The following is a 25,522-nucleotide window of genomic DNA, read 5'->3' as shown; positions in this document are numbered from 1 at the left end:
CCATGCGCAGACTGCGCCGGTTACTGTTGCCGCCGATCCCCATGCGAAACGGTGGCGCTAGACCTTAGGCACCACTTGGCGGATAAAGCCGGAATGACGCACCGCCTGCCCATCAACGACGCCATCCCCGAGCTTTTGGCCGCGCTGAAAGCCCATGGCCGGGCCGTGCTGCAGGCCCCTCCGGGCGCGGGGAAGACCACGCGGGTTCCGCTTGCGATGCTTGAGGCCGGCCTGTGCGACGGCAAGATCGTGATGCTGGAGCCCCGGCGTCTGGCCGCGCGGGCGGCGGCTGAACGTATGGCCGAGACCCTGGGCGAACGGGCAGGGCAAACCGTCGGCTACCGCGTGCGGGGCGACGCGAAAGTGTCCAAAGCGACGCGGATCGAGGTTGTGACCGAGGGTATCCTGACCCGGATGCTGCAATCCGAGCCTGACCTGCCAGGCATCAGCGCAGTGATATTCGATGAATTCCACGAACGCTCGCTGAACGCCGATCTGGGGTTGGCGCTATGCCTCGAGGTCACCGAGGCACTGCGCGATGATCTGATCCTTCTGGCGATGTCGGCGACGCTGGATGCCGACCCCGTAAGCCGGTTGATGCAGGCCCCGCTGGTGACGTCCGAGGGGCGCAGTTACCCGGTTGAAACACGCTGGCTGGACCGCCCGATGGGACCCAAGACGCGGCGACTGGATGCGCTTGTCGATCTGGTGGTGCAGGCCGAGCGTGAGACGCGCGGTACCGGCGGCGGCATGCTGGTGTTTCTACCCGGCGAGGGCGAAATCCGGCGGGCGGAAGCGGCTTTAACAAGCCGCCTGCCGCAGGATTGCGCCCTGCGTCCGTTGTTCGGGGCCCTGCCCTTTGCCGCCCAGCGCGCGGCGATTGCGCCGGTCGAGGCCGGGCGCAAAGTGGTTCTGGCGACGTCGATTGCCGAAACCTCGCTGACCATACCGGACATTCGGGTGGTCGTGGATATGGGACAGGCGCGGCGGGCGCGGTTCGATCCCGGTTCGGGCATGTCGCGGCTGGTGACCGAGCGGGTCACGCGGGCCGAGGCCACTCAGCGGGCCGGGCGCGCGGGACGTGTCGCCGAAGGGGTCTGTTACCGGCTGTGGTCCAAGGGGGAAGACGGGGCATTGGCCGCCTATCCACCTGCCGAGATTGAAGCGGCGGATCTGACCGGTCTGGCGCTGGAACTGGCGCTTTGGGGGGCGGATGCGGGCGATCTGGCCTTTCTGACGCCGCCGCCCGAAGGTGCACTGGCCGAGGCGCGGGCGTTGCTTGGGATGCTGGGCGCATTCGACGGCAAGGGGCGGATCACCGGGCATGGGCGGGCCTTGGCGGCACTGCCCCTGCATCCTCGTTTGGGCCATATGCTGGTAACGGCGGGCGCGCAGGCTGCGCCCCTTGCCGCGATGATGGCCGAGCGGGACCCGTTGAAGGGCGCTCCTGCCGATATGCTGCTGCGGATGGAGGCCCTGCGCGACCTTCGCGCGTTTCAGCGCAATCGGGTCTGGCAAGCCAATGCGGGCACCATCGACCGGATCAAGGCCGAGACCAAACGTTTGCGCGCGCAGTCAGGGGATGGGCCCGATGACCTAAGCATGGCGGCGATGGCAGCTTTGGCCTATCCCGACCGGATCGGGCAGCGGCGCAAGGGGGATGCGCCGCGATATGTGTTGTCGGGTGGCAAGGGCGTCGTGCTCGACCGCGGGGACACGCTTGCCGCGGCGCCTTATCTGGTGGTGATCGACACCGATGGAGATCCGCGCGAGGCTCGGGTTCGGATGGCCGCACAGATCTCGGAACATGAAATCCGGGACCTGTTTGCCGATCAGATCGAATGGGTCGAGACCTGTGAATGGTCGAAACGGGACCGGCGCGTGATCGCCCGGCGGCAGGAGCGGCTGGGCGCGATTACCTTAACGGACCGCGTCTGGAAAGACGTGCCGGAACAAGCGGTAGCGCGGGCCATGCTGGATGGCGTGCGCGATCTGGGGTTGCGGCTGAACGGGGCGGCCGCCCGGCTGGCGGCGCGGGTGGAACTGGTGCGCGCCGACGGGGTGGACCTGCCGGATTTCTCGGAAGCCGGGCTGATGGCCGATCTGGAAGACTGGCTGCTGCCGATGCTGACCGGGGTGCGCAATGCCGAGGAGTGGAAGCGGTTCGATCCGGTCCCTGCGCTGCGGGCGCGGCTGGACTGGACACAGACGCAGGAACTGAACCGCCGGGCACCGGGCGCATTCGAGACACCACTGGGCCGCAAGGTGCCGATTGACTACAGCAACGCCGCCCCCGAAATCTCGGTCAGGTTGCAAGAGATGTTCGGTGTCACCCGGCATCCGATAGTCGGTGGCGCGCCGCTGAAGATCACTCTGCTGTCACCCGCCCAGCGCCCGATCCAGATTACCCGCGACCTGCCGGGATTCTGGGCCGGGTCCTACGCGGATGTCCGCAAGGATATGCGGGCGCAATATCCCAAGCACCCCTGGCCCGAAGACCCCACTCAGGCCGATCCCACATTGCGCGCCAAACGCAGGCGCGACTGACGTATAATTGCCGAATTCCGAACGTAACTTGTTAATTAATAACGGTTTCATTGAAAAAACGCATTTCACAGTTATTTTAACCTACCTGAAACAACACACCGGCCAGAACACAAGACACATGATTTCCGTGCTTCAAAAACTCTGGGATGAGGTCGGGCGACCATTGTTCCTCCGCCCCAGACGGGTGCAGTTTGCGGCGCTTTGCACGCGGGCAAACGGGTCGGATCACGAGGTTTTGCTGATTACCAGCCGGGAAACCAAACGCTGGGTTATCCCCAAAGGCTGGCCCATCGACGGGCTGGACGGGGCGGAAACCGCCCGGCAGGAGGCATGGGAAGAAGCCGGTGTGCAAACGGCAGATGTCGAAAAAGAGCCTGTTGGCCAGTACACCTACGACAAGTTACTCAAGGACGGTTCGGCACAGCCGGTCCTGACCAGCGTCTACCGCATCCATGTCCACGAATTGTCCGACAGCTTCCCCGAGGCGCATGAGCGCGAGCGGTGCTGGGTGTCGCCGCAGGTCGCTGCTGAACGCGTGGACGAACCTGAGCTGAGCGCACTGCTGCATCAAATCTGATCATACGGGTGGCGTTTCAGCGCCATTGCGGTTGCCACCGGGCGAGGAAACCGATAGCGCCAGATGTCAATCAGAAAAACCGCAGGGAAGAATGCCGGATACCCGTTCCAAATCGCGTTGGCAGACGCTGGACGACGACCTGAACCGCATATCGCGGGTCGAGTCGGCGAACTCGCATGTCTCGCGCCCCCTGTTTGCGCCGGGGATGGTGATGGTCTTCATGGCGCTGGCCGGGCTGATGGCCGCCGTGCTGTTCGGTCAGGCGCATGGCAGCCTGATTGTTGTCGCCGCAGCGGCCTTTGGGGCCTATATGGCGATCAATATCGGTGCCAACGACGTAGCAAACAACATGGGCCCGGCGGTTGGGGCCAACGCGATGTCCATGGGGGCCGCGATCTCGATTGCCGCCGTAGCCGAAAGCGCGGGTGCGTTGCTGGCCGGCGGCGACGTGGTTGCGACCATCTCGCAGGACATTATCGATCCCGCCTCAGTGCAGAACAGCTCGGTCTTCATCTGGGCGATGATGGCGGCGCTGATATCCTCGGCCATGTGGGTCAATCTGGCGACCTGGGTCGGGGCCCCGGTTTCGACCACGCATTCGGTTGTGGGCGGCGTCATGGGCGCGGGCATCGCCGCCGCAGGATTGGGCGCGGTGAACTGGAACACGATGGGCACGATTACCGCCAGTTGGGTGATCTCGCCCCTTCTGGGCGGCGTGATTGCCGCGGGTTTTCTGGCGCTGATCAAATCCAGGATTCAGTATCAGGACGACAAAATCGCCGCCGCCCGGTTCTGGGTGCCGCTGCTTGTGGCGCTGATGGCGGCGACATTTACCACCTATCTGGCCGTCAAGGGTCTGGCGCGGATCGTCTCGGTCGAGCTTGGAACGGCGGCTCTGATCGGGCTGGTCGCGGGTCTGATCACCTGGGTTGTCACCGGCCCCTGGGTGCGGCGGAAATCCGAAGGGCTGGAGAACCGCACGCGGTCGCTGAAAACCCTGTTCGGCCTGCCGCTGGCGGTGTCAGCCACATTCCTCAGCTTCGCGCATGGGGCCAATGATGTCGCCAATGCGGTGGGACCATTGGCGGGCATCGTCTATGCGGCGAAATCCGGCGGGTTTGCGGCGCAGGTTGCCATTCCCTCATGGGTGATGATCATCGGCGCGTTCGGCATCTCTTTCGGCCTGTTCCTGTTCGGCCCCAAGCTGATCCGCATGGTGGGCAGCCAGATCACACGCCTGAACCCGATGCGCGCCTTTTGCGTGGCGCTTTCGGCGGCGATCACCGTGATCGTCGCAAGTTGGCTGGGGCTGCCGGTCAGTTCCACCCATATCGCTGTCGGGGCCGTGTTCGGCGTCGGGTTTTACCGCGAATGGCATCTGGAGCGGCGGTGGAAACTGTCCAACCTGCAGCGCCCTTCGGGCCAGAGGTTGGCGCGGGAAGAGCATCAAAGGCGCAAGCTGGTCCGGCGGTCGCATTTCATGACCATTGTGGCGGCCTGGGTTGTCACGGTTCCGGCCGCGGCAACCATGTCGGCCGTGATCTTCTGGATGCTGACCGCCTTTGCCTGACCCGGAGTTCAGGGCCTGATCTGATCCGGCGTCAGCGACGTCTCGGGCGCGTGTTTGATCAGGTCCGACACCCGCACACAGAGCGGCGTCGGTGTCCCGGTTGCCTGACCGAGACGTATGATCTCTCCCTGCAGGCAGTCGATTTCCGTGGGGCGGCCAGCCGACAGATCGTATGCCATCGATGTTCGGGCATTGGGGTCAATGGTCAGCATGCGCGCGGCAATGCGGGTGAACAACGGTGTCGGCAAACGCAGGATATGGGGCGTCATCCACGCGGGCAGCGGCGTGGTCGACGCAACGGGGTGACCGGCGGCTTTCAGAACGGTCAAAGCCTCGGACATCTGATCTGCCATCAGGTGCCGCCACGTGCGGTTCAGCAATTGCTCAACCAGTGTCAGACCCGACAGGGCATTGAGCGCATTGTTGAGGTTGATGACCAGCTTGCCCCACTGCACCGCCTCAATCTCATCGCTTTCGGTCACCGGCAGGTCGGGATTGTCGAGTTGTTCGGCCAGACCACCGGGTCCCGACTGAATGACAATCTCACCCGACGTGGCCCGGTGATAGGTCGCTGTTTCGGTCGGCACCACGTTGAAGGGCACCATCCCGGCGCGCACGTCTCGCCCCGGCAGGGCGGCGCGCAGGATGCGCGCGTTCTCCATCCCGTTTTGCCACGACAGGACCGGTGCTGCTTCCGGCGCATTGGCGGCGATCAGTTCGGCCATACCCGGCGTCGCGACGGATTTGACCGTCACGATGACCAGTTCGGCAGCGCCAAGGCTTTCGGGATTTTCATCAAGGGTCAGATTGGCGGCGGGCACGGAACGGCGCAGACCCGACAAATCCGTCAGCGTCAGCCCATGCGCCCGGATCGGGTCCAGCACATGGGCGCGGCCCAGCAAAGTCACATCATGACCCGCATGCGCCAGCAAGCCCCCGCAGTAGCAGCCAATGCTGCCTGCGCCCGCAAACACGATCTTCATGGCGACCCTCCTCACCTGATGGAAGGATCGCCGGGAATTCATTATCGCGCAAGTATGGTTAACCCTGACCCTGCCGGGCCGTTTTTGCCCGTCTAGGCTTTGTCTGCTGCAGTTCATCCGAGATGGGAATGAACTCCTGATCGTCACCGGGCGGCAGGTGGAAGGCCCCGTTGGCCCAATCTGCCGCTTTCCATTCACGCGTCGCGGTTTCGATTTTTTCTTTCGAGGATGAGACGAAATTCCACCAGATATAGCGATCCTCGTTCAGCGTCGCCCCGCCCAGCAGCATCAGCCGCGCGCCCAGAGGCCCGGCCTTGGCCGAGAGCCGATCACCCGGGCGGAACACCATCATGCGGCCCGCATCGAACATGTCCCCGGCGATTTCGACCGAGCCTTCGGTGACATAAACGCCGCGATCCTCATGATCGTCGGGCAGCGGGAAGGATGCGCCGGGGTCCAGTTGCACGTCCAGATAAAAGGTTTCCGACAGCATGGTGACCGGGCTGTTCTCGCCATAGGCCGAGCCAAGGATCAGCCGCGCGCTTACGCCTGTGTCCTGAATATGGGGCAGCGCGCCCTGTTTGTGGTGTTCGAAATCGGGGGCCATATCCTCCTGCGCTTCGGGCAGCGCAATCCAGGTCTGGATGCCGAACAGGCTGTGTTTTGTGCCTCGGGTTTCGTCGCTGGTGCGTTCGGAATGGGTCACGCCGCGTCCGGCGACCATCCAGTTCACCTCGCCGGGATAGATCATCTGATGGGTGCCCAGGCTGTCGCGATGTTCGAATTCGCCCTGATACAGATAAGTCACGGTGCCCAGCCCGATATGCGGGTGCGGGCGCACATCGATGCCGCCTTCGGTGATGAACTCGGCAGGACCCATCTGGTCGAAGAAGATGAACGGACCCACAAGCTGGCGCTGGACCGAGGGCAAGGCGCGGCGCACCTCGAACCCGCCCAGATCGCGGGCGCGCGGGATGATCAGCGTTTCCAGCGCCGGGTTTTCGGACACGCATTCTGGGGTGTGGGTGGGGTTCCAACTCATGCCTGTTCTCCAAAATCCTGTGGGGCCGCAATTGACACCTTGTTCGTGATTGCAAATGTAGAGCAGGCAATTTGAATGAAAAGTGCGCCACCGCACATATCAGGTGCAATTGCTAAGCCTGCTCGCGCGGCCAGAGCTGTGGGAAAAACGGCCCGGCAATCCGGTCGCCTTCGCGATAGCCTGCGGCCTCGAACTGGGCGCGCTCGTCTTTGGCCCAGTTGCCGCGATAGCGGATCACACCGTCCGGCGCGGTCATTCTGAGGGTGAACCGGCGCACGGTCTCGGTCGGCGTGGTCGAGGACAAACCGCCATGCAGGGTGCGCATGTCGAAGAAAATGCAATCGCCGGGCTCCATATCCCATTGCAGCAGGTCATAGGCGCCGGGATCGGCGTTGATATCCGGAGGCGGATGATAGGTCTGGCCCGCGACCTCGGTCGGATCATAGCTGGGATGCCCGTCGGCAAACCGCACGCGCATGAACAGCTTTTCCCACAAATGAGAGCCCTTCACGAACGCGATGCCGTTTTCCTTGCTCACTGGCTCCAGCGGCAGCCAGAGCACACACATCGTGCCTTCGAAATCGAAATAGGACAGGTCCTGATGGAAGGGCGGGCGCGAGGTCGATCCGGCCTCGCGCAGGAACCAGTTATCCATGACGAGATTAACCGACGGGGCCTCCAGCAATCCAGCGGCAAGGGGCGCGCAGGGGGACTGGCGGACAAACTTCGTAAATTGCGGGATCTTGTTCCACGCCCAGTAGTCTTCGAAATAGGCCGGCGCGCGCGGGTCTTTGGTGTGGCGGGTGAAATTGTCCGTGGGGCGTGCGAGGTCGGCGTCGATGCCGTCGCGCAGCAGGTCCAGCCAGTCGGCAGAGAATTTCGACCTCAGAACAACCGCCCCGTCCCGCTGAAACGCGGCGATATCTTCGCGTGTGACCTGGTTTTGCATCGTCATTGGCTACCTTTCCGGACGATCCAAAGGATGACATCCCGGCTCGCGTGGCGTCAAAGAGTTTCGGTCTGGCCGCTTTGGTCCCGCGAGCGGTCGCGATTCTCTGCCCGATCGATCTCGGAATCCGCGGAAAGCGTGCTATCTTGGACAATGGATGCCGCAGACTGACCCGAATGGATTGCCTATTTGCAGGAGGTCGCTTGATGACTGAATTGCTTTTCTCCCGCCGTTCCGTGATTGCCGCGGGAACTGCCGCAGTGGCCACCGGCCTTTGGGTTCCAGCGCGTGCGGCGGGGCTTGAGCCCACGCGGTCGATGCGCGGCGGGTCCAACAACTATCGCCCCGGCGCGCCCATCGTCGACCGGATCGGCGGTGGCGGGTTCTGGATGACGGGCACGGTACGGCGCGCGGGCGACGGAGCGCCCCTGCCCAACCAACGCATTCAAATCTGGGCCCACACGACCGAGGGGCACGAACGCGACCAACGCAGCCATGGCGCGACACTGACCGATGCGAACGGCGCGTTCCGGCTGGAAATGCCCCAGATCGTACCCGCTTTTGGCCAGCCGCACGGGCATCTGGCGTATGATAGCGGCGAGTTCGAGACGGTCTTTCTGCGCCCGGTCATGGCCAGTTCCAAAGACAAGACCCTGGCGGCGCATTTCGTGTTGCAGCCTGCCTGAGCTTCAGTGCGTCGCAATGTTGTAATCTGGGGCGCGCTGATTGTGGCCCTCTCGGTGCCGGTCATCGCGGCGGCGTTCAGCCCTTTGCTGGCGTGGCGGCAACCGGTCTACATCGTTGCCGGGTTTGCCGGGGTTATCAGCATGTGCCTGTTGCTGATGCAACCCTTGCTGGCCGGGCGCTGGTTGCCCGGTCTGTCCGCGATGGTCAGCCGTCGCTGGCACAGGGTGTGCGGTCTGGCGCTGATAACGGCGATTGTGATCCATGTGGTCGGACTGTGGCTGACCAGCCCGCCGGATGTTGTGGACGCTTTGCTTTTCGTCTCACCCACGCCGTTTTCGGTCTGGGGTGTGACCGCGATGTGGGCGGCGTTTTCTGCGGCTTTTCTGGGCATTTACCGGCAGCGGCTGGGGGTGCGATTTCGCCTCTGGCGACTGACCCACGCGGGGCTGGCCATCGTCACCATATCGGGCAGCGTGGTGCACGCGCTGTTGATCGAGGGCACGATGGAGGTCATGACCAAGGTTGTGCTGTGTGTACTGGTTGTATTGGCAAGCGCAGCGACGGTGATCAAGCTTCGCATCTGGGAGATCGGGCGGCGCACCTGAACGCGGATGCGCCGCCGGGTGCCGGGTTATGGTCCGGCCAGCCGTTTGGCATATGAAGCACGGTCCATCTGAACGTCTTGCACCGTGATGCTTCCAACCTCGGGCATGGCCCCGGCCAGAACATCCAGAATAATCGCGTTGAGCGCCCTGCGCGTCGCCTCGTCCCGGCCCTGCATCAGCAATAGTGTGGCATGAACAAAGCTCTGAGGCTCTGAGCCGATACGATAGTAGGCGACCGGCGCGGCGCGGATCTTGATCGTGTCGGCGTCGAATTCGGGATGTTCCGCCAGGACCGAGAACAGCCGGTCGCAGATGGCCTGAACATCATGGGTCTGTTCGATGCCTTTCGAGAACTCCAATGTCACATGGGGCATGGTGTCGTCCCGTTAGACGCCCAGACACCAGCGCATCACCGCTTTTTGCGCGTGCAGGCGGTTTTCGGCCTCATCGAAGATGACCGAGTTGGGGCCGTCCATGACCTCGGAAGTGGCTTCCTCCTCGCGGTGCGCGGGCAGGCAGTGCATGAACAGCGCATCCGGCTTGGCGTGGGACATGAGGTCAGCGTTCACCTGATAGGGGCGCAGCAGGTTGTGGCGGCGTTCCTTGGCGGACTGGCTGTCATGCATCGAGACCCATGTATCGGCCACCACAAGGTCTGCGCCTTCGACCGCTTTATAGGCGTCCCGTTCGACCACGATTTTCGAACCCTTCTGGCGGGCGAAACCCATGAACTCTTCCTCGGGGTCGAACTGGGCGGGGCCGGTGAAAGTGAGGTCAAAACCGAACTGGCCCGCCGCGTGCAGGAACGAGGCGCAGACATTGTTGCCGTCGCCGGTCCAGACCACCTTTTTGCCCGCGATGGGCCCGCGGTGTTCCTCGAAGGTCTGGACATCGGCCATGATCTGGCAGGGATGGGTGCGATCGGTCAGGCCGTTGATCACGGGCACGTCCGAATATTCAGCCATCTCGGTCAGGATCGTTTCGTCAAACGTCCGGATCATGATCATGTCGACATAGCGCGACAGCACGCGGGCGGTGTCGGCGATGGTTTCTCCGTGACCCAATTGCATGTCCTTGCCGGACAGCACCATGGTCTGACCGCCCATCTGACGGACACCCACATCGAAGGAAACGCGCGTACGGGTCGACGGCTTTTCAAAGATCAGCGCCACCATGCGGCCTGCCAGCGGCTGTTCGTCATCCGGGGCGGCTTTGGGCCGGCCAAGACGGGCTTGTTTCATGGCGCTGGCCTGGTCGATCATGGACCGCAACGCTGTGGCGTCGGTCTTGTGGATATCGAGGAAGTGGTTCATATCGTGTCGCTTTTGGCTGATGGCGGGTGGGGGCCAGCCCCCACACCCCCGGAGTATTTGAGAAAAGATGAAGATCAGGCAGTGGCCAGATTGGATTCAACCTGTGTGGCGGCCTTATCGAGGCGGATCAGGGCCTGGGCGATGTCATCCTCGGTCAGGGTCAGCGGCGGCAGCAGGCGGATCACGTTGTCGGCGGCGGGGACGGTGATGACCTCGTTGTCATAACCTGCATTGACCACGTCGATATTGGCGGGCTTGCATTTCAGGCCCAGCATGAGGCCCGCGCCGCGCACCTCTTCGAACACGTCTGGGTGGTCGGCGATCAGGCCTTCAAGCTTCTGCCGCAGCAGCCCCGCCTTGCGGTTAACGCCTTCGAGGAACGCGGGCGTGGCGACCTGGTCGATCACCGCGCAACCGACGGCGCAGCCCAGCGGGTTGCCCCCGTATGTCGAGCCGTGGGTGCCTGCGGTCATGCCGCTGGCCGCGTCTTCGGTGGCCAGAACCGCGCCCAGGGGGAAGCCGCCGCCGATGCCTTTGGCGACCATCATGATATCGGGGGTGATCCCGGCCCATTCATGGGCGAAGAGCTTACCGGTGCGCCCGACGCCGCATTGCACCTCGTCCAGGATCAGCAGCAGGCCATGGTCGTCGCAGATCTGGCGTAGGGCTTTCAGTTCCGCATCCGGGACGGGGCGGATGCCGCCTTCGCCCTGAATGGGTTCGATCAGGATGGCGGCGGTTTTGTCGGAGATGGCGTTGGTGACGCCATCCAGATCGCCGAAGGTCAGGTGCACGAATCCGGGCAGCAGCGGGCCGAAGCCTTTGGTCATTTTCTCGCCACCAGCGGCAGCGATCCCGGCCGAGGACCGGCCGTGGAACGAGCCGTCGAAGGTGAGGATTTCGACCCGGTCGGGCTGGCCTTTGTCATAGAAATACTTGCGGGCCATTTTCACGGCCAGTTCACAGGATTCGGTGCCCGAATTGGTGAAGAACACCGTGTCGGCAAAGGTATGTTCCACCAGCCTGTCGGCCAGCGCCTGCTGTTGCGGGATGTTGTAGAGGTTCGAGACATGCCACAGCGCATGCGCCTGTTCGGTCAGCGCGTTGACCAGCGCGGGATGCGCGTGACCCAGCGCGTTCACCGCGATCCCGGCGCCGAGGTCCAGAAAACGTCGGCCATCCGCCTCGGTCAGCCAGGCGCCTTCGCCCTTCACGAAACTCAGGGGCGCACGGTTATAGGTCGGCAGAACGGACGGGATCATCGGATCATCCTTTTCGCTAGGTTAAGCCCTGTGAGTGATACAACAGGGCCGTGTTCGTCAACTGATTTGGTGGGGATTGCGCAGATTTGGCCTGCGCACACAGATCAAACGGGCCGGTTACGCGGCAAAGCGTCGGCGTCGGAGGCGCAGGATATGTGCGTGTTTGATCATGAGGGGCCGTATAGCGGGCACAACGCAGCCTGAAAACCCTGAAAATTCCCGGCGACGCACTTTCAGATTGAGACGCCATTTCGCGCTTGCCATTTGCCCCGCCCTGCATCACCGCTGGCACATGTTCGTTGCCAAGGCCCATAATCCACCCCTTGCGGCGCTGCTGATTGTCGCCGCCAGTTCGTTCATGGCCAGCACGACCCTGCTGGCCAAGGCTTTGGGCACCGATACGCTGGGGCCGGCGCTGCATCCGATGCAGATCAGCCATGGGCGGTTCCTGTTTGCCTTTCTGACGATCATCTGCGCCGTAGGCATTCTGCGTCCGCGCCTGCGCCGCCCGCATTGGGGTCTGCATATCGGGCGCACAAGTTTCGGCTGGGTCGGGATCACGCTGATGTTCGCCTCGGTCGCGTTCATCCCGATTGCCGATGCCACCGCGATATCCTTTCTGAACCCGGTCTTCGCGATGGTTCTGGCGATCCCGCTGCTGAAAGAAGGCGTCGGCCCGTGGCGTTGGCTGGCCGCTGCGGTGGCCCTGACCGGGGCGCTGATCCTGCTGCGGCCCACGGCGGCGAGTTTTCAGCCCGCCGCCCTGCTGGCCCTGACCGCTGCGGCCATGATCGGGATGGAGGTGATTTTCATCAAGAAACTCTCGGGCCGCGAGAGTCCGATCCAGATTCTGCTGATCAACAACACGATGGGGCTGACGATCGCCTCGGTCGCGGTGAGTTTCGTGTTTCAGATGCCGACACCCGCGCAATGGGCCGCGCTGGCAGGGATCGGTGTGCTGATGGCCTGCGCGCAAGCCTGTTTCGTCAATGGGATGGCGCGGGCGGATGCCTCATTCGTGGCGCCAATCAGCTATGCAACGTTGATCTTCGCGGCCTTTTTCGACTTTGTCGTGTTTGGCGTTGTGCCGGACGGGATCAGCCTGACCGGATCGGCCATCATCCTTGCGGGCGGGCTGATCCTGGTCTGGCGCGAGGCCATTCACCGTCAGGCTTTGAGCCGGTAGCCCGTCCGCAGCATCTGCCAGATCAGCGCGCAGACCAGCAAAGTCGCCACGGCGCACACGGCACCGCCCAGCAGCGGCGCGCTGTCCGACACGCCGATCATGCCGTAGCGCAGCCCGTCGATCAGATAAAACACAGGGTTCACGTGGCTGATCGCGTTCAGCACCGGCGGCAGGGCCTGAACAGAATAGAAGGTGCCTGACAGGAAGGCCAAGGGCGTCACGATGAAGTTGGTGATCGCCGCCATTTGGTCGAACTTGTTGGCAAAAATCCCCGCCAGCAGCCCCAGCGCGCCCATGAAGGCCCCGCCGAGGACCACGAAAACCAGCGCAATCAGCGGATGCTGCGGCACCAGACCCAGCACAAGCGCCAGCGCGGTTGCCACGACACAGGCGATCAGGACACCGCGCACGATGCCTCCGGCCAGATAGCCCAGCAGGATTTCCAGCGGCGACAGCGGCGGCATCAGCGTATCGACGATATTGCCCTGCACCTTGGCAATCACCATCGACGAGGACGTGTTGGCAAAGGCATTCTGGATCACCGTCATCATCATGATGCCGGGGGCCAGAAAAGTCAGGAAGGGCACGCCCATCACATCCGACCGGCTGGGGCCGATGGCGATGTTGAAGATCAGCAGGAACAGGCCCGCAGTCACCAGCGGGGCCAGCAATGTTTGCGTCCAGACCGCCAGGAAGCGCTGCGTTTCACGCTGCGCCAGCGTGTAAAGGCCCATCCAGTTCACCGCCCCAAAGCGGCGTGCATCGTGATCCATGAGATTCTGCATGATCCGCCCCATAGCTGATTCGAAGCCGCTTGTAACTCGGGCAGCAGTGATTAAAATAGGGGGCTGAGACGAATTCCCAAGGCGGCCCGAATCCGGGGCCGCTTTCCGCTTTTGAAAGGCAAATGATGTCCTGGACTGACGAGCGTGTAGAGCTGCTGAAAAAGATGTGGGGCGAGGGCCAGTCGGCCAGCCAGATCGCCAAGGAACTGGGCGGCGTGACCCGCAATGCGGTGATCGGCAAGGTGCACCGTCTGGGCCTGTCGAACCGTGCAACCGGTGCAGCCCCGGCGAAAGCCGAGCCCAAGGAAAAACCGGCCCCCGCGCCCAAGGCCGAGGCCAAGCCGAAACCGGCGCCCAAGACCGAACCGGCACGCCCTGCCCCGGCCCCGGCAGCTGAGGCAAAACCGGCCATACCGGCGCGCCGCCAGATCATCCCCGCCGGTCAGCCGCTGCCGCCGCAGCCCTCGGCCAACGAAATCAGCCCTGAGGCGCTGGCCAAGGTCAATGAGGTCGAGAAGAAAGCGAAGAAGCTGTCGCTGATGGAACTGACCGAAAAAACCTGCAAATGGCCCGTCGGCGACCCCGCGACCGAGGATTTTTGGTTCTGCGGCCTGCCGGTCGAAGCTGGCAAACCCTATTGCGAGGCGCATGTGGGCGTGGCCTTTCAGCCAATGAGCTCGCGCCGCGACCGGCGGCGGTAAGGGCAATGCGCCAGGATCCGACAGCGATGGAGGATACCTGGCTGGCCCGTGCAAAACGCCTGCTGGCGCTGGCCGAAACCGGCCAGCACTTCACCAAAGACCCCTTTGACCGCGAACGCTATGACGAGATCGCCCAGATGGCCCGCACCATGCTGGCCGATCTGGGCCGCGTACCGCTGTCGCGGATCGAAGGGCTGATCTCGGAACATGTCGGCGGTTATGCAACGCCCAGCATCGACATCCGGGGGGCTGTCATCCGCGACGGTCGCATTCTGCTGGTACGCGAACGCAGCGACGGGCGGTGGTCGTTGCCGGGTGGTTTTGCGGATATCGGCAGTTCTCCGGCGGAAAACGCAGAACGGGAAGTATGGGAAGAAGCCGGGCTGAAGGTCCGGGCGCGGCATCTGTTCGCGCTACGCCACAAGGCCCGGCACCCCTACCCGGCGGATGCACGGGATTTCTACAAACTGTTCTTTCTCTGTCACGAGTTGGGCAAAGGCGATCCTGTTCCCGGCTCGGAAACCAGCGAAGCCGCGTTCTTTGCGCCGGACGCTTTGCCCGAATTGTCTTTGGTCAGGAATCTGCGAACCGATATTCAGGGCGCGTTTCAGGCAAGTGCGTCGGGCCACATCCAGGCGTCGTTTGACTAGGCAAAACGTCTATTGCGCCGGGTGCGACGGCAAGTCCGGCATCGGCACCCACCGGGGCAACTCATCTGGTGCCACCGAAACATGCAGCCGTTCGGATTGATCCCGCCCGACCTTCCGGTGCTTGCGCAGCAGGAAAATCTTGCCCCAGCCGCGCCAGGTGCCGACCGAGGGGGCAGTGGTTGAGGTCGGGAAGCGGTCTCGCCAGCCTTCGGGCAGCGGCAGACCGTGCATCTCGGCCTTGTCCAGCATCCAAATCAGGGAAATGTTGCTCAGGGGGCGGGCCTGTTCAAACCCGTTCAATTGCCCGCCGACATCGCCGTGGGTGCCGCGGAACCAGACCTGCTCCACATGGCCTTGGAATTCGGGGGTACACTTCCACAGCACCGGCTCGAACACCTCACGCGTTTCGTCCAACGCCATGGCGTGATAGCCGTGACGGGTGGCGGGGCCAAGCTGGTGGTTGTGGAAGGCATGCCGGTCCTCGGCCCAGCGCCAGAGCAATGGCAGCCGCAGGCCCAGCGCCTTGACGGTGTCCCAGACGCCAATCATCTCAATCGCTACATCTTCGTGGCAGAAATTGCGGCGAAAATCGCGGGCCGCCATGCCGCTGGGATTGCATTCATAGTGGCGGTACGCCTGCTTGATATTGCGCTCGGTCGCGTGTTCGGCCTTGAGCAGCCCGATCATGTCGATCACACCCGCAAGACTGCGCACCCCATAGGCCCCGCGCGAATAGCCGATGAAATAGATGCGGTCGCCCGGTTTGTAGCGCGACGCCAGATAGCCATAGGCGCGGCGGATCTGGCGGTTGATGCCTCGCCCCATCATCACGTCCAGCGAGGATTTCCAGCTTTCCCACTGCACCCCGGCCTCATAGAATACCGAGACCTTGCTGCCCATTTCGCAGCACAGGCGCAGGGTCTGGCCTGCGTGGGTTTCGCGGCCTGGTTCCAGCGTCGACATGGTGCCGTCCAGAATAATGACATGGCTGATCGGTTCGCGATGGAGCGCCTCGGCAGAATGCTCGGACCGTAAGGGCCGCCCGAGCCATCCCAGTACCTTTCTACTCAGCCGCGACAGAACCATTGTTCAGCAATTCCCATACTTTGTGAGGTGTGAAAGGCATATCCGCCTGCCGCACCCCGTGATCCCAGAGCGCATCCTGCACCGCGTTTGCCACCGCGGCCAGCGCGCCTACGGTCCCGGCCTCGCCACAGCCTTTCATCCCCATCGGGTTGGCCGTTGACGGAACCGGCGCCGAGGTAAACTTAATCATGGGTATCTCAGCCGCACGGGGCAAGGCGTAATCCATCAACGAAGCCGTGAGCAGTTGCCCCTGCGCATCATGTACAACACGCTCGTTCAGCGCCTGACCGATGTCTCGGTGCATGTTGTAACGCACCTTATCATTGACTCCCATCCAATTGATAAAGTTTCCGAAATCGTCAAGCGCGGTGCAGCCGCGGCCCCGAAATTCGCCAATGTAAGAATCAATCACGACATTGCCACCCAGCCCCCTGTCCAGACAGTTGCGGGCCTGTGCCCTGAGCCGAAGCAGTTCGGCGCGCGCCATCGCGGCGACCTCGGGCCGGGTGGGCGTCAGGCTCGAACCTGGCGCAGGAAGGGTGTCATAGTCAAAGGTCACATCAATTTCCTTGCCTCTTACTCTATCGGCAAGTTGGGGCGTGAATGGGGCGATCAGGACGCCAATTATGGCCGGTGCCGCCGCACTGTGCTGCGTGATCGACGGGTATCCGCCCGGAGCCGCGCGCAGACCCTTCCCCTTTCGCAATCCTTCCGATATTGCAGGCGCTGACCCTCAATTTGTTGACGCAGGACGCATCCCATGGCGATGGAAAAGACATTCAACGCGGCCGAGGCCGAGGCCCGCATCTACAAGGCCTGGGAAGAGGCCGGAGCCTTCAAGGCAGGCGCGAACCGTTCGCGCGATGAAAGCTTTACCATCATGATCCCGCCGCCCAACGTGACGGGTGCCTTGCACGTCGGCCACGCCTTCAACAACACACTGCAGGACATTCTGACCCGCTGGCACCGGATGCGCGGCTTCGACACGCTGTGGCAGCCCGGTCAGGACCACGCGGGCATCGCCACGCAGATGCAGGTGGAAAAGATGCTGGCGGCCACCCAGCAACCCAGCCGCCGCGAGTTGGGGCGTGAGGCGTTTCTGGACAAGGTCTGGGAATGGAAAGGTGAATACGGCGGCACGATCATCGAGCAGTTGAAACGGCTGGGCTCGTCCTGCGACTGGTCGCGCAACGCCTTCACCATGGCAGGCGCGCCGCGTGACCCGCGCACCGGGCACGAAAATTCTGCGAATTTTCACGACGCGGTGATCAAGGTTTTCGTCGACATGTACGAAAAGGGTCTGATCTATCGCGGCAAGCGTTTGGTCAACTGGGACCCGCATTTCGAGACCGCGATTTCGGATCTCGAGGTCGAGAATATCGAAGTCGCCGGACATATGTGGCACTTTAAGTACCCCCTGGCCGACGGTGAGACATATGAGTATTTGGAAAAAGATGAAGATGGGAATGTGATCTTCCGCGAAGAGCGGGATTATATTTCGATTGCAACCACGCGCCCCGAGACCATGCTGGGCGACGGTGCGGTCGCGGTTCATCCGTCAGATGAACGGTATGCGCCAATTATTGGAAAACTCTGCGAAATCCCGGTTGGTCCGAAAGAGCATCGCCGTCAGATTCCGATCATCACCGATGATTATCCGGACCCCGATTTCGGCTCGGGCGCGGTGAAGATCACCGGCGCGCATGATTTCAACGACAACATGGTGGCCAAGCGTGGCGGCATTCCGATGTACCGCCTGATGGATACCAAAGGCGCGATGCGGGCCGATGGCGCGCCTTACGCCGATGAGGCTGGCAAGGCACAGGAATACGCGCGCGGTCGCGAGTTCACCGAGAATGAGATCGACGCGATCAACCTGATCCCCGATCATCTACGCGGCCTCGACAGGTTCGAGGCGCGGGCGAAAGTGGTTGAGGAAATCACGGCTGACGGTCTGGCCGTGATGACCCGCGCGGATGATCCGCGTCTGGGCTCGACCGCATTGAAGCCGGATCATGAGGGCGCGGACAAGCTGGTCCCGCTGGTCGAGAGCAAACCGATCATGCAGCCCTTTGGCGACCGCTCGAAAGTGGTCATCGAGCCGATGTTCACCGACCAATGGTTCGTTGATGCCGAAAAGGTCGTCGGCCCCGCGCTGGATGCGGTCAAGGACGGCACGGTCAAGATCATCCCGGAATCGGGCGAGAAGACCTACTACCACTGGCTGGAAAACATCGAGCCCTGGTGCATCTCGCGCCAATTGTGGTGGGGCCATCAGATTCCGGTTTGGTATGGGCTCGATCTGTCGGCTGAGAACTTCAAGGATGACGAAAACGATGGCGACCTTGATTTGGTTGAATTGGGGCGTTTGCTGAATGAAGGCGGCATGCTGCATCGTGGCAATGTCATGGAATGCGCGGCAAACCTTGAAGCCGTCACAGAGAAATTCCTCGACGACAATGCAAACATTCCCAGCCCGCTGAGCCACGCGACAGTCATCGAAGTCGCAGACAAGCAGGAAGCGATCCATCAATTCGCTGAAAGCCTGGCTCAATATGCAATTGAACAAGACCCCACCACGCTGGTCTATCCCGTTTGGCGCGACCCCGACGTCCTCGACACGTGGTTCTCCTCCGGGCTCTGGCCCATCGGCACGCTGGGCTGGCCCGAGCAGACCGAGGAGCTAAAGCGCTACTTCCCAACGGACGTGCTGATCACCGGCGCGGACATCCTGTTTTTTTGGGTCGCCCGAATGATGATGATGCAACTGGCCGTGGTGAACGAGGTTCCGTTCCACACAGTCTACCTGCACTCGCTCGTCCGTGACGAGAAGGGCAAGAAGATGTCCAAGACCACCGGCAACGTTATCGACCCGCTGGAAATCGTGGACGAATTCGGCGCCGACGCGCTGCGCTTCACCAACGCCTCGATGGCGGCCATCGGCGGTGTGCTGAAACTGTCCCGCGAACGCATCACCGGCTATCGCAATTTCGGCACCAAGCTCTGGAATGCCGTCCGCTTTGCCGAGATGAATGAGGTCTTTACCGACGCCGTCCCACAACTGGACGTGGCCGATCTGAAACCCAAAGCCGCCGTCAACCGCTGGATCATCGGCGAAACCGCCCGTGTGCGGGAAGAGGTTGATGCGGCGCTGGAAACTTACCGCTTCAACGACGCGGCCAACGGGCTTTACGCCTTTGTCTGGGGTAAAGTCTGCGACTGGTACGTCGAACTGTCCAAACCCCTGCTGCAAGGCGATGATACTGAGGCACAGGCCGAAACCCGCGCAACCATGCGTTGGGTTCTGGATCAGTGCATGGTCCTGCTGCACCCGATCATGCCCTTCATCACCGAAGAGCTCTGGGGCTTGACCGGTAACCGCGCGAAAATGGTGGTCCACGCCGACTGGCCAACCTACGCTGCCGCCGACCTGATCGACGCCGATGCGGATCGCGAGATGAACTGGGTGATCTCGGTGATCGAAAACACCCGCTCGGCCCGCGCGCAGATGCGGGTTCCGGCGGGCCTCTACGTGCCGATGCTGGTGACTGCGATCGACGCCAACGGTCAGGCCGCATGGGACCGCAACGAGGCGCTGATCAAACGCCTCGCGCGGATCGACAGCCTGACCAAGGCTGATGAGTTGCCCAAGGGCACCATCTCCATCGCTGCCCCCGGAGCCTCTTTCGGCCTGCCGCTGGCGGATATCATCGACATCGGCGCAGAAAAAGAACGGCTCGAAAAAGCCAAGGGCAAACTGGCCAAGGAACTCGGCGGGTTGCGCGGGCGCTTGAACAACCCCAAATTCGTGGCCTCGGCCCCGGAAGAGGTGGTCGAAGAAGCCAAAGCAAACCTCGCCGCCCGCGAAGAGGAAGAAGCGAAACTGAATGAGGCCCTCGCCCGTCTGGCCGAAATCGCCTGATCTTCATCTTTTCAAAAATACTCAAATCCCGAACCCCGCCGCGCGCACCCCGGCGGGGTTTTTGTCTGCCGGGTCAGCCATTTGCCCTGTTCACCGCCCCTCACGATTGTTAGCAAGTGCGGGTAGCAACCCCAAAGGGACCGATGGCGCAGACTTTCCCCCCGATGCAAACCGTCTCAACCGGGCTTGTCGTTGCGGTAGTCGGTTTTTTCAGTTCCTTTCCCATCGTGTTGCAGGGGCTGGCGGCTATGGGCGCATCGCCGTCCGAGGCAGCCTCGGGCCTGATGAGCGCCGCCATCGCCATGGGGCTGGCAGCCATCGCCCTCAGCCTGTGGTACAGGCAGCCCGTCAGCGTTGCGTGGTCCACACCGGGTGCGGCTTTGCTGGCCGTATCGGCAACCCCGGCCGAAGGGTTTTCGGGCGCGATTGGCGCGTTTCTCTGCGCCGGTGCGCTGACAGTTCTTGCCGGGCTGTGGAAACCGTTGGGGCGGTTGGCGGCGGCAATCCCGACCACGCTGGCGCAGGCCATGCTGGGCGGGGTGTTGCTGCCGCTCTGCATCGTACCTTTCAAAGCCGCCGTCGCGCTGCCCTGGCAGGCCCTGCCCGTGATCCTGACATGGTTCATCGCAGGCCGTCTGAACCGCCTGTTCGCCGTGCCCGCCGCAGTGGTTGCCGCCGCGCTGGTTGTGATCTTCAATGCCGGAGATACCTCGGTGCGCCCAGAACACTACCTTGCGGCCCCGGTCTGGACCATGCCGAGCTTTTCGCTGGCGTCGGCCATCGGGATCGGGCTGCCGCTGTTCATCGTCACCATGGCCACACAGAACATCCCCGGCATCGCGGTCATGCGCAGCTACGGATACACGCCGCACCCGGGCAAGCTGTTCTCGTCAGTTGGTGCGGCCAGCCTGATCTCGGCACCCTTTGGCGCTCCGGCCACCTGCCTTGCGGCCATTACTGCCGCGATGTGTTCGAATCCCGACAGCCACCCTGACCCGGCGCAAAGGTACTGGTCAGCCGTCATGGCCGGGGTGTTCTACACTCTGTTCGGTGTCTTCGCCGTGGCCATCACCGGATTTGCCGCCCACGCGGACCCGCTGTTGATGGGAACGCTGACGGGGGTCGCTCTGATCGGCGTGATGGCAAATGCCACCTTCGCCGCGTTGGAAATTCCAAAAGAGCGCGAGGCCGCAATCCTGACATTTGCGATCACGGCGTCCGGGATCACCGTGTTCGGTCTGGGGGCGGCGGTTTGGGGGTTGTTGGCCGGGGGCATTGCCTATCTGGTTTCACACAAGGCGCGCTAGCGACTTTCAAATTGCGCCAACACTTCTTATATTCCGCATATGCTTGGATCGCTCGGAAAACTGGTTGAACGCCAGATCAGGAAGGCACAGACCGAAGGCCAGTTCGACGGGCTGGACGGCGAAGGAAAACCCCTGCCCGACCGATCAGCTGAGGCGCAGACCGATCCGGCGATTGCAGCCGGGCACCGGATCATGGCGCAGGCGGGCGTTCTGCCAGAAGAGTTCGGCATCAAGAAAGAACTGGATGCTGCACGCACCGCCTATGCGACCCTGACGGACCCCGCCGAGCGCAAAGCCGCGATGTCGAACATCGCCGATCTTGAGATGCGTTACAACATGGCCCGCGACGCGCGGCGGGCTTTCCTGCGATAGCTATTTGAACTCGGGCTTCCGGCCCTGCATCCGGGCTGCGATCACCTCCATCTGGTCCGGCTTGCCGATCAATTCGACCTGCTCGGCGGATTCTTCCAGCAAAACCTCGGCCCGTGATTTCGACTCGGCCACCTCGATCAAACGTTTCGCGGCGCGGATGGCCGAGGGGCTTTGTGCCGCAATGGTCTCGGCCAGGGCCAAAGCCTCGGTCAGCGGATCGTCCGAAAGGCTCGTGACCAGCCCCCAATCGGCGGCCTGCGGCGCGCCGATTGGGCGGGCGGTATAGGTCAGCAGGCGCAGCACGTCCGAGCGGACAAGTTCGGGCAGCAAGATCATTCCGCCCATGTCGGGGATGATGCCCCATTTCATCTCCATCACCGCCAGTTTCGCCTCGGGATGCGCGATACGGATATCGGCCCCCAGCGCGATTTGCAGACCGCCGCCATAGGCCACGCCTTGAATGGCGCAGATCACGGGTACCGGGACGCGGCGCCAGATCAGGGCCAGTTCCTGCATCTCGTTGGCGTCCTCATGGCTGCGGGCCATCAGCCATTCGGTCGGGTCCGTTTGGGCCATCGACGCAAAGCTGGCCATATCGAGACCGGCGCAGAAGCTTTTGCCCTCACCCGACAGGACCACGGCGCGGGCGTCCGAGGCCGCGACCTCCTGCCCGGCAGACAGGATGGCTTTGATCATTGCATCGTCCAGCGCGTTCATCTTGTCGCCGCGGGTCAGCGTGACGTGGGCAATGTGATCTTTGTATTCAACGGATACGCGCGCCATGCGGGACCTCCCAAACTTCGTTTCATCAACAATGACCCGAAAGCCGGGTCAAGTTCCACTGCGACGTCAGGGCAAACCGCCATTGCGCGCGGGACTTGCCCGGATCGACACCTTGCGCTTATCTGCCCACATGACTGGCCCCCGCTACACCCCGCTTGCCCGATCCCTGCCCGCAACCGTTCCCTTCGTCGGCCCCGAAACGCAGGAGCGGCAGCGCGGCGCACCCTTCGTTGCGCGGCTGGGCGCGAATGAGAGCGTGTTCGGCCCCTCGCCCCGCGCCGTTGAGGCAATGCAGCGGGCGGCGGGTGATATCTGGATGTATGGCGACCCCGAGAACCACGATCTGCGCCATGCGCTGGCCGCCCATCATGGGGTGAGGCCAGAGAATATCGTGGTGGGCGAAGGGATTGACGGGTTGCTGGGCTATCTGGTGCGGCTGATGGTGGAACCGGGCGATGCGGTTGTGACCTCGGACGGGGCTTATCCGACGTTCAACTACCATGTGGCGGGCTATGGCGGGGTTCTGCAAAAGGTACCCTATGTGGACGACCATGAAGACCCATCCGCCCTGTTTGCCAAAGCTGCTGATGTGGGCGCCAAGCTGGTCTACCTCGCCAATCCCGACAATCCGATGGGCAGTTGGCATCGTGGCGCGGATATCGTGGTCGCGATGGACGCGCTGCCCGATGGTTGCCTGCTGGTTCTGGACGAAGCTTATTTGGAATGCGCGCCCGAGGGCACGGCGTTACCGGTTTCAGCGGATGATCCCCGGGTGATCCGGATGCGCACGTTTTCAAAAGTGTACGGCATGGCTGGCGCCCGCGTGGGATACGCGATGGGCGCGCCCGATCTGATTTCGGCCTTCAACAAGGTTCGCAATCACTTTGGAATGAACCGGGCGGCTCAGGCCGGGGCGCTTGCCGCGTTGCAGGATCAGGGCTGGCTGACACAGGTGCAGGGTAACATCCGAAAGGCCCGCGACCGCATCGCTCAGATCGCGCGTGAAATCGGGTTGCAGCCACTGCCGTCCGCCACCAACTTCGTGGCGATTGACTGCGGGAAAGACGGGGCATTTGCCAAAGCGGTACTGGATTCGCTTGTGGCACAGGGCGTGTTTGTGCGCATGCCGTTTGCAGCCCCTCAGAACCGGTGTATTCGGGTGAGTTGTGGGACCAAAACCGATTTGGACGCGTTTGCTATGGCCTTGCCCAAAGCCCTGCGCGCAGCGCGGGCTGGCTGACCGGTGCGGGGGCTGTCTGCCCCCATCGCGCCTGTGGCGCGATTCCCCCGAGGATATTTTTAGCCCGATGAAGCAGGAGATCCGCTGGCCAGGGTTGCGGCGGCGGCCTCGAGCGCGCCGGTGCCGCGAGGGATGTTCAGGGCGGCCATGGCGGTTTCCATGCCACCCAGCATCGCCATCACCATCTGGGCGTTCACGTGGCCCATATGGCCGAGGCGGAAGCAGCCGTCCCAGTCCTCCATCCCCAGACCGATGCCCAGCGTCAGGCCAAGCTGACGCTCGGTGTAGCTGCGCAGCGGGGTGCCGCGGCCTTGGGTCAGGCGCAAGGCGGTGACGGCGTGGCTGCGGTGGGCGGGATCGGTCACGTTGAGGTACAGCGCGCCGCCTTCGGACCAAATCTCGCAGGCGGTCCAGATCGCGCGGGCGAGGCGTTCGTGGCGCGCCCAGACATGCTCGATCCCTTCGGCATGAATCAGGTCGAGCGCGGCCCGCAGGCCGTAGAGGTGGTGGGTCGGCGCGGTGCCGTTGAAGTATTGGTAGAACAGCTCGGGATTGGCGCGGGGTTGCCAGTCCCAGTATTGCGAGACGCGGGGCATTGCCGCGCGTTTGGCCTGAGCTTTTTGGTTGAAGAAGACGAAACCCATGCCCGCCGGCGTCATCAGGCCCTTCTGGCAGGCGGTGACGGTGACGTCGACGCCCCAGGCATCCATCTCGAACCGGTCGCAGCCCAGTGAGGCGATGCAGTCCGCCATGAGCAGCGCCGGGTGGTTCAGGTCATCCAGCAAGGCGCGCAAGGCGGGGATGTCGTTGCGTATTGAACTGGAGGTATCGACATGAACGGCGAGGACCGCCTTGATCTTATGTTCCGTGTCAGCGCGTAACGCCTCCTCGATCTGGTTGAAATCCCATGGTGAGGACAGGCCAAAATCAATCCGTTGGGCCTGCGCTCCGATGCCTTGCGCTATGTCGGCCCAGCCATGGGTGAACCGGCCCGACGCCGGGGCCAGCACGGTTTCGCCGGGGGCGATGACGTTGGACAGCGCGGCCTCCCACGTGCCGTGGCCGTTGGCGATGTAGATGGCAACGTTGTGTTCGGTGCGGGCGACGCGGCGCAGGTCCTGCAGCAGGGCGGGCATCATCTCGATCAGCTCGCCGTCATAGATATTGGGCGACGGGCGATGCATCGCCTGCAGCACCGCATCGGGCATGATCGAAGGGCCCGGGATGGCCAGATACTCGCGCCCCTGCGCGAGGGAGATTTGATTTGTCATGAGGGCAACCTGTTTGACTTGAGGCCTACCCTAGCGCGTCGGCCTTTGGCGTCAATCCATCAGGCTGGCGGCCTCGCGCGCGAGCGTTTCGATCCCGGACCAGTCGCCGCTTTGCACCATCTGTTTGGGCGCAACCCAGCTGCCGCCAGCGCAGATCACGTTGGAGAGCGACAGGTAGTCGCGCGCGTTCGACGGAGACACGCCACCCGTCGGGCAGAAGGTGATTTGCGGCAGCGGCGCGCCGATGGCTTTCAGGGCGGGCGCGCCGCCCGAGGCCTCGGCGGGGAAGAATTTCAGCATGTCATAGCCCTTTTCCAGCAGGGCCATCGCCTCGGTGGCCGTCGCTGCACCGGGCAGCAGCGGCAGGCCTTCGGCCTCACAGGCCGCGATCAGGGCATCGGTTGCGCCGGGTGAGACCCCGAACTGTGCGCCCGCTTCCTTGGCCGCGCGGACGTCTTCGGCTGTGACCAGCGTGCCTGCACCGACAACACCGCCCGGCACATCGGCCATGGCGCGGATCACATCCAGCGCGGCGGGGGTGCGCAGGGTAACCTCGAGCGCAGGCAGGCCACCGGCAACCAAGGCTTCGGCCAGCGGGCGGGCGTGGGTTACGTCATCGACCACCAGGACCGGAACGATCGGGGCCAGCGCGCAAATCTCGCGGGTGCGTTGGGTTTTGGACAT

24 protein-coding genes are annotated in these 25,522 nt (G+C 63.0%); 12 read left to right on the top strand and 12 right to left on the bottom strand.

What is annotated here, in order from left to right:
• Positions 1-93: 93 nt before the first annotated feature.
• From hrpB to ACR0K1_RS20535, 3 genes are all read left to right on the top strand, one after another.
• Positions 94-2,547 (top strand): ATP-dependent helicase HrpB, encoded by a 2,454-nt coding sequence (gene hrpB, locus ACR0K1_RS20545; protein ID WP_480851765.1) that lies wholly within the window; start codon positions 94-96, stop codon positions 2,545-2,547.
• A 118-nt stretch (positions 2,548-2,665) separates the two neighbouring features.
• Positions 2,666-3,124 (top strand): NUDIX hydrolase, encoded by a 459-nt coding sequence (locus ACR0K1_RS20540; RefSeq protein ID WP_480616190.1) that lies wholly within the window; start codon positions 2,666-2,668, stop codon positions 3,122-3,124.
• Positions 3,125-3,215: 91 nt separating this feature from the next.
• A complete protein-coding gene (locus tag ACR0K1_RS20535) occupies positions 3,216-4,694 on the top strand; it encodes an inorganic phosphate transporter (protein ID WP_480616192.1) in 1,479 nt (492 codons plus the stop codon).
• 8 nt (positions 4,695-4,702) lie between these two features.
• On the opposite strand, the gene ACR0K1_RS20530 is transcribed toward ACR0K1_RS20535, so the two are convergent.
• The 3 genes from ACR0K1_RS20530 to ACR0K1_RS20520 all read right to left on the bottom strand — a co-directional run bounded on the left by ACR0K1_RS20530 (position 4,703) and on the right by ACR0K1_RS20520 (position 7,674).
• The gene (locus ACR0K1_RS20530) at positions 4,703-5,677 is read right to left on the bottom strand and encodes a 2-dehydropantoate 2-reductase (protein WP_480851764.1); all 975 of its coding nucleotides are present in this window, start codon (positions 5,675-5,677) and stop codon (positions 4,703-4,705) included.
• Between the two features lie 58 nt (positions 5,678-5,735).
• Complete coding sequence (locus tag ACR0K1_RS20525; protein WP_480616196.1) at positions 5,736-6,719, bottom strand: pirin family protein; 984 nt, start codon at positions 6,717-6,719, stop codon at positions 5,736-5,738.
• Between the two features lie 112 nt (positions 6,720-6,831).
• Positions 6,832-7,674, bottom strand: a complete 843-nt coding sequence (locus tag ACR0K1_RS20520) for a phytanoyl-CoA dioxygenase family protein (protein WP_480851763.1) — start codon at positions 7,672-7,674, stop codon at positions 6,832-6,834.
• A 200-nt stretch (positions 7,675-7,874) separates the two neighbouring features.
• Here ACR0K1_RS20520 and ACR0K1_RS20515 point away from each other — a divergent pair, with 200 nt between their 5' ends.
• Both ACR0K1_RS20515 and ACR0K1_RS20510 read left to right on the top strand, forming a co-directional pair.
• A complete protein-coding gene (locus ACR0K1_RS20515; RefSeq protein ID WP_480616200.1) occupies positions 7,875-8,354 on the top strand; it encodes a twin-arginine translocation pathway signal in 480 nt (159 codons plus the stop codon).
• Positions 8,355-8,360: 6 nt separating this feature from the next.
• Positions 8,361-8,960, top strand: coding sequence for a ferric reductase-like transmembrane domain-containing protein (locus tag ACR0K1_RS20510; RefSeq protein WP_480616202.1), 600 nt, complete (start codon positions 8,361-8,363; stop codon positions 8,958-8,960).
• A gap of 26 nt (positions 8,961-8,986) precedes the next feature.
• Here ACR0K1_RS20510 and ACR0K1_RS20505 read toward each other — a convergent pair whose 3' ends face one another.
• The 3 genes from ACR0K1_RS20505 to ACR0K1_RS20495 form a co-directional block, all read right to left on the bottom strand.
• Complete coding sequence (locus ACR0K1_RS20505) at positions 8,987-9,334, bottom strand: 5-carboxymethyl-2-hydroxymuconate Delta-isomerase (protein ID WP_480851762.1); 348 nt, start codon at positions 9,332-9,334, stop codon at positions 8,987-8,989.
• 12 nt (positions 9,335-9,346) lie between these two features.
• Positions 9,347-10,273, bottom strand: coding sequence for an ornithine carbamoyltransferase (gene argF, locus ACR0K1_RS20500; protein WP_480616206.1), 927 nt, complete (start codon positions 10,271-10,273; stop codon positions 9,347-9,349).
• A 74-nt stretch (positions 10,274-10,347) separates the two neighbouring features.
• Positions 10,348-11,535, bottom strand: coding sequence for an acetylornithine transaminase (locus ACR0K1_RS20495; RefSeq protein WP_480616208.1), 1,188 nt, complete (start codon positions 11,533-11,535; stop codon positions 10,348-10,350).
• Positions 11,536-11,827: 292 nt separating this feature from the next.
• Here ACR0K1_RS20495 and ACR0K1_RS20490 point away from each other — a divergent pair, with 292 nt between their 5' ends.
• Positions 11,828-12,721 (top strand): DMT family transporter, encoded by an 894-nt coding sequence (locus tag ACR0K1_RS20490; protein ID WP_480616210.1) that lies wholly within the window; start codon positions 11,828-11,830, stop codon positions 12,719-12,721.
• On the opposite strand, the gene ACR0K1_RS20485 is transcribed toward ACR0K1_RS20490, so the two are convergent.
• On the bottom strand, positions 12,703-13,506 hold the full coding sequence (locus ACR0K1_RS20485) for an ABC transporter permease (protein ID WP_480616212.1): 804 nt from the start codon (positions 13,504-13,506) through the stop codon (positions 12,703-12,705). The two genes, ACR0K1_RS20490 and ACR0K1_RS20485, sit on opposite strands and share 19 nt — an antisense overlap.
• A 125-nt stretch (positions 13,507-13,631) precedes the next feature.
• Here ACR0K1_RS20485 and ACR0K1_RS20480 point away from each other — a divergent pair, with 125 nt between their 5' ends.
• Entirely contained in the window at positions 13,632-14,207 is a 576-nt protein-coding gene (locus tag ACR0K1_RS20480; protein WP_480616214.1) for a GcrA family cell cycle regulator, read from the top strand.
• 5 nt (positions 14,208-14,212) lie between these two features.
• Complete coding sequence (locus ACR0K1_RS20475; RefSeq protein WP_480616216.1) at positions 14,213-14,857, top strand: NUDIX hydrolase; 645 nt, start codon at positions 14,213-14,215, stop codon at positions 14,855-14,857.
• A gap of 9 nt (positions 14,858-14,866) precedes the next feature.
• On the opposite strand, the gene ACR0K1_RS20470 is transcribed toward ACR0K1_RS20475, so the two are convergent.
• Positions 14,867-15,943 (bottom strand): DUF2235 domain-containing protein, encoded by a 1,077-nt coding sequence (locus ACR0K1_RS20470; protein ID WP_480616218.1) that lies wholly within the window; start codon positions 15,941-15,943, stop codon positions 14,867-14,869.
• Positions 15,921-16,649, bottom strand: coding sequence for a molybdopterin cofactor-binding domain-containing protein (locus tag ACR0K1_RS20465; RefSeq protein WP_480616220.1), 729 nt, complete (start codon positions 16,647-16,649; stop codon positions 15,921-15,923). Before ACR0K1_RS20465 ends, ACR0K1_RS20470 begins: the two co-directional genes overlap by 23 nt.
• A 54-nt stretch (positions 16,650-16,703) precedes the next feature.
• On the opposite strand from ACR0K1_RS20465, the gene ACR0K1_RS20460 reads away from it, so the two are divergent.
• The 3 genes from ACR0K1_RS20460 to ACR0K1_RS20450 all read left to right on the top strand — a co-directional run bounded on the left by ACR0K1_RS20460 (position 16,704) and on the right by ACR0K1_RS20450 (position 21,544).
• Positions 16,704-19,865, top strand: a complete 3,162-nt coding sequence (locus ACR0K1_RS20460; RefSeq protein ID WP_480851761.1) for a valine--tRNA ligase — start codon at positions 16,704-16,706, stop codon at positions 19,863-19,865.
• A gap of 143 nt (positions 19,866-20,008) precedes the next feature.
• Positions 20,009-21,172, top strand: a complete 1,164-nt coding sequence (locus ACR0K1_RS20455) for a benzoate/H(+) symporter BenE family transporter (protein ID WP_480851760.1) — start codon at positions 20,009-20,011, stop codon at positions 21,170-21,172.
• Positions 21,173-21,211: 39 nt separating this feature from the next.
• On the top strand, positions 21,212-21,544 hold the full coding sequence (locus ACR0K1_RS20450) for a DnaJ family domain-containing protein (protein WP_480851759.1): 333 nt from the start codon (positions 21,212-21,214) through the stop codon (positions 21,542-21,544).
• Here ACR0K1_RS20450 and ACR0K1_RS20445 read toward each other — a convergent pair whose 3' ends face one another.
• The gene (locus ACR0K1_RS20445; protein ID WP_480616226.1) at positions 21,545-22,327 is read right to left on the bottom strand and encodes a crotonase/enoyl-CoA hydratase family protein; all 783 of its coding nucleotides are present in this window, start codon (positions 22,325-22,327) and stop codon (positions 21,545-21,547) included.
• Between the two features lie 130 nt (positions 22,328-22,457).
• Between ACR0K1_RS20445 and ACR0K1_RS20440 the strand changes: the two genes are divergently transcribed.
• Entirely contained in the window at positions 22,458-23,567 is a 1,110-nt protein-coding gene (locus ACR0K1_RS20440) for a pyridoxal phosphate-dependent aminotransferase (protein WP_480616228.1), read from the top strand.
• A 59-nt stretch (positions 23,568-23,626) separates the two neighbouring features.
• Here the strand turns inward: ACR0K1_RS20440 and ACR0K1_RS20435 are convergent, their stop codons facing one another.
• Both ACR0K1_RS20435 and ACR0K1_RS20430 read right to left on the bottom strand, forming a co-directional pair.
• The gene (locus ACR0K1_RS20435; RefSeq protein WP_480616230.1) at positions 23,627-24,838 is read right to left on the bottom strand and encodes a pyridoxal-phosphate-dependent aminotransferase family protein; all 1,212 of its coding nucleotides are present in this window, start codon (positions 24,836-24,838) and stop codon (positions 23,627-23,629) included.
• Between the two features lie 51 nt (positions 24,839-24,889).
• Complete coding sequence (locus ACR0K1_RS20430) at positions 24,890-25,522, bottom strand: bifunctional 4-hydroxy-2-oxoglutarate aldolase/2-dehydro-3-deoxy-phosphogluconate aldolase (protein ID WP_480616232.1); 633 nt, start codon at positions 25,520-25,522, stop codon at positions 24,890-24,892.

The organism is Ruegeria sp. F5, from assembly GCF_056533845.1.
The sequence above is the reverse complement of the archived record's forward strand: the minus strand, read 5'-3'. Positions and strand labels throughout refer to the sequence as shown.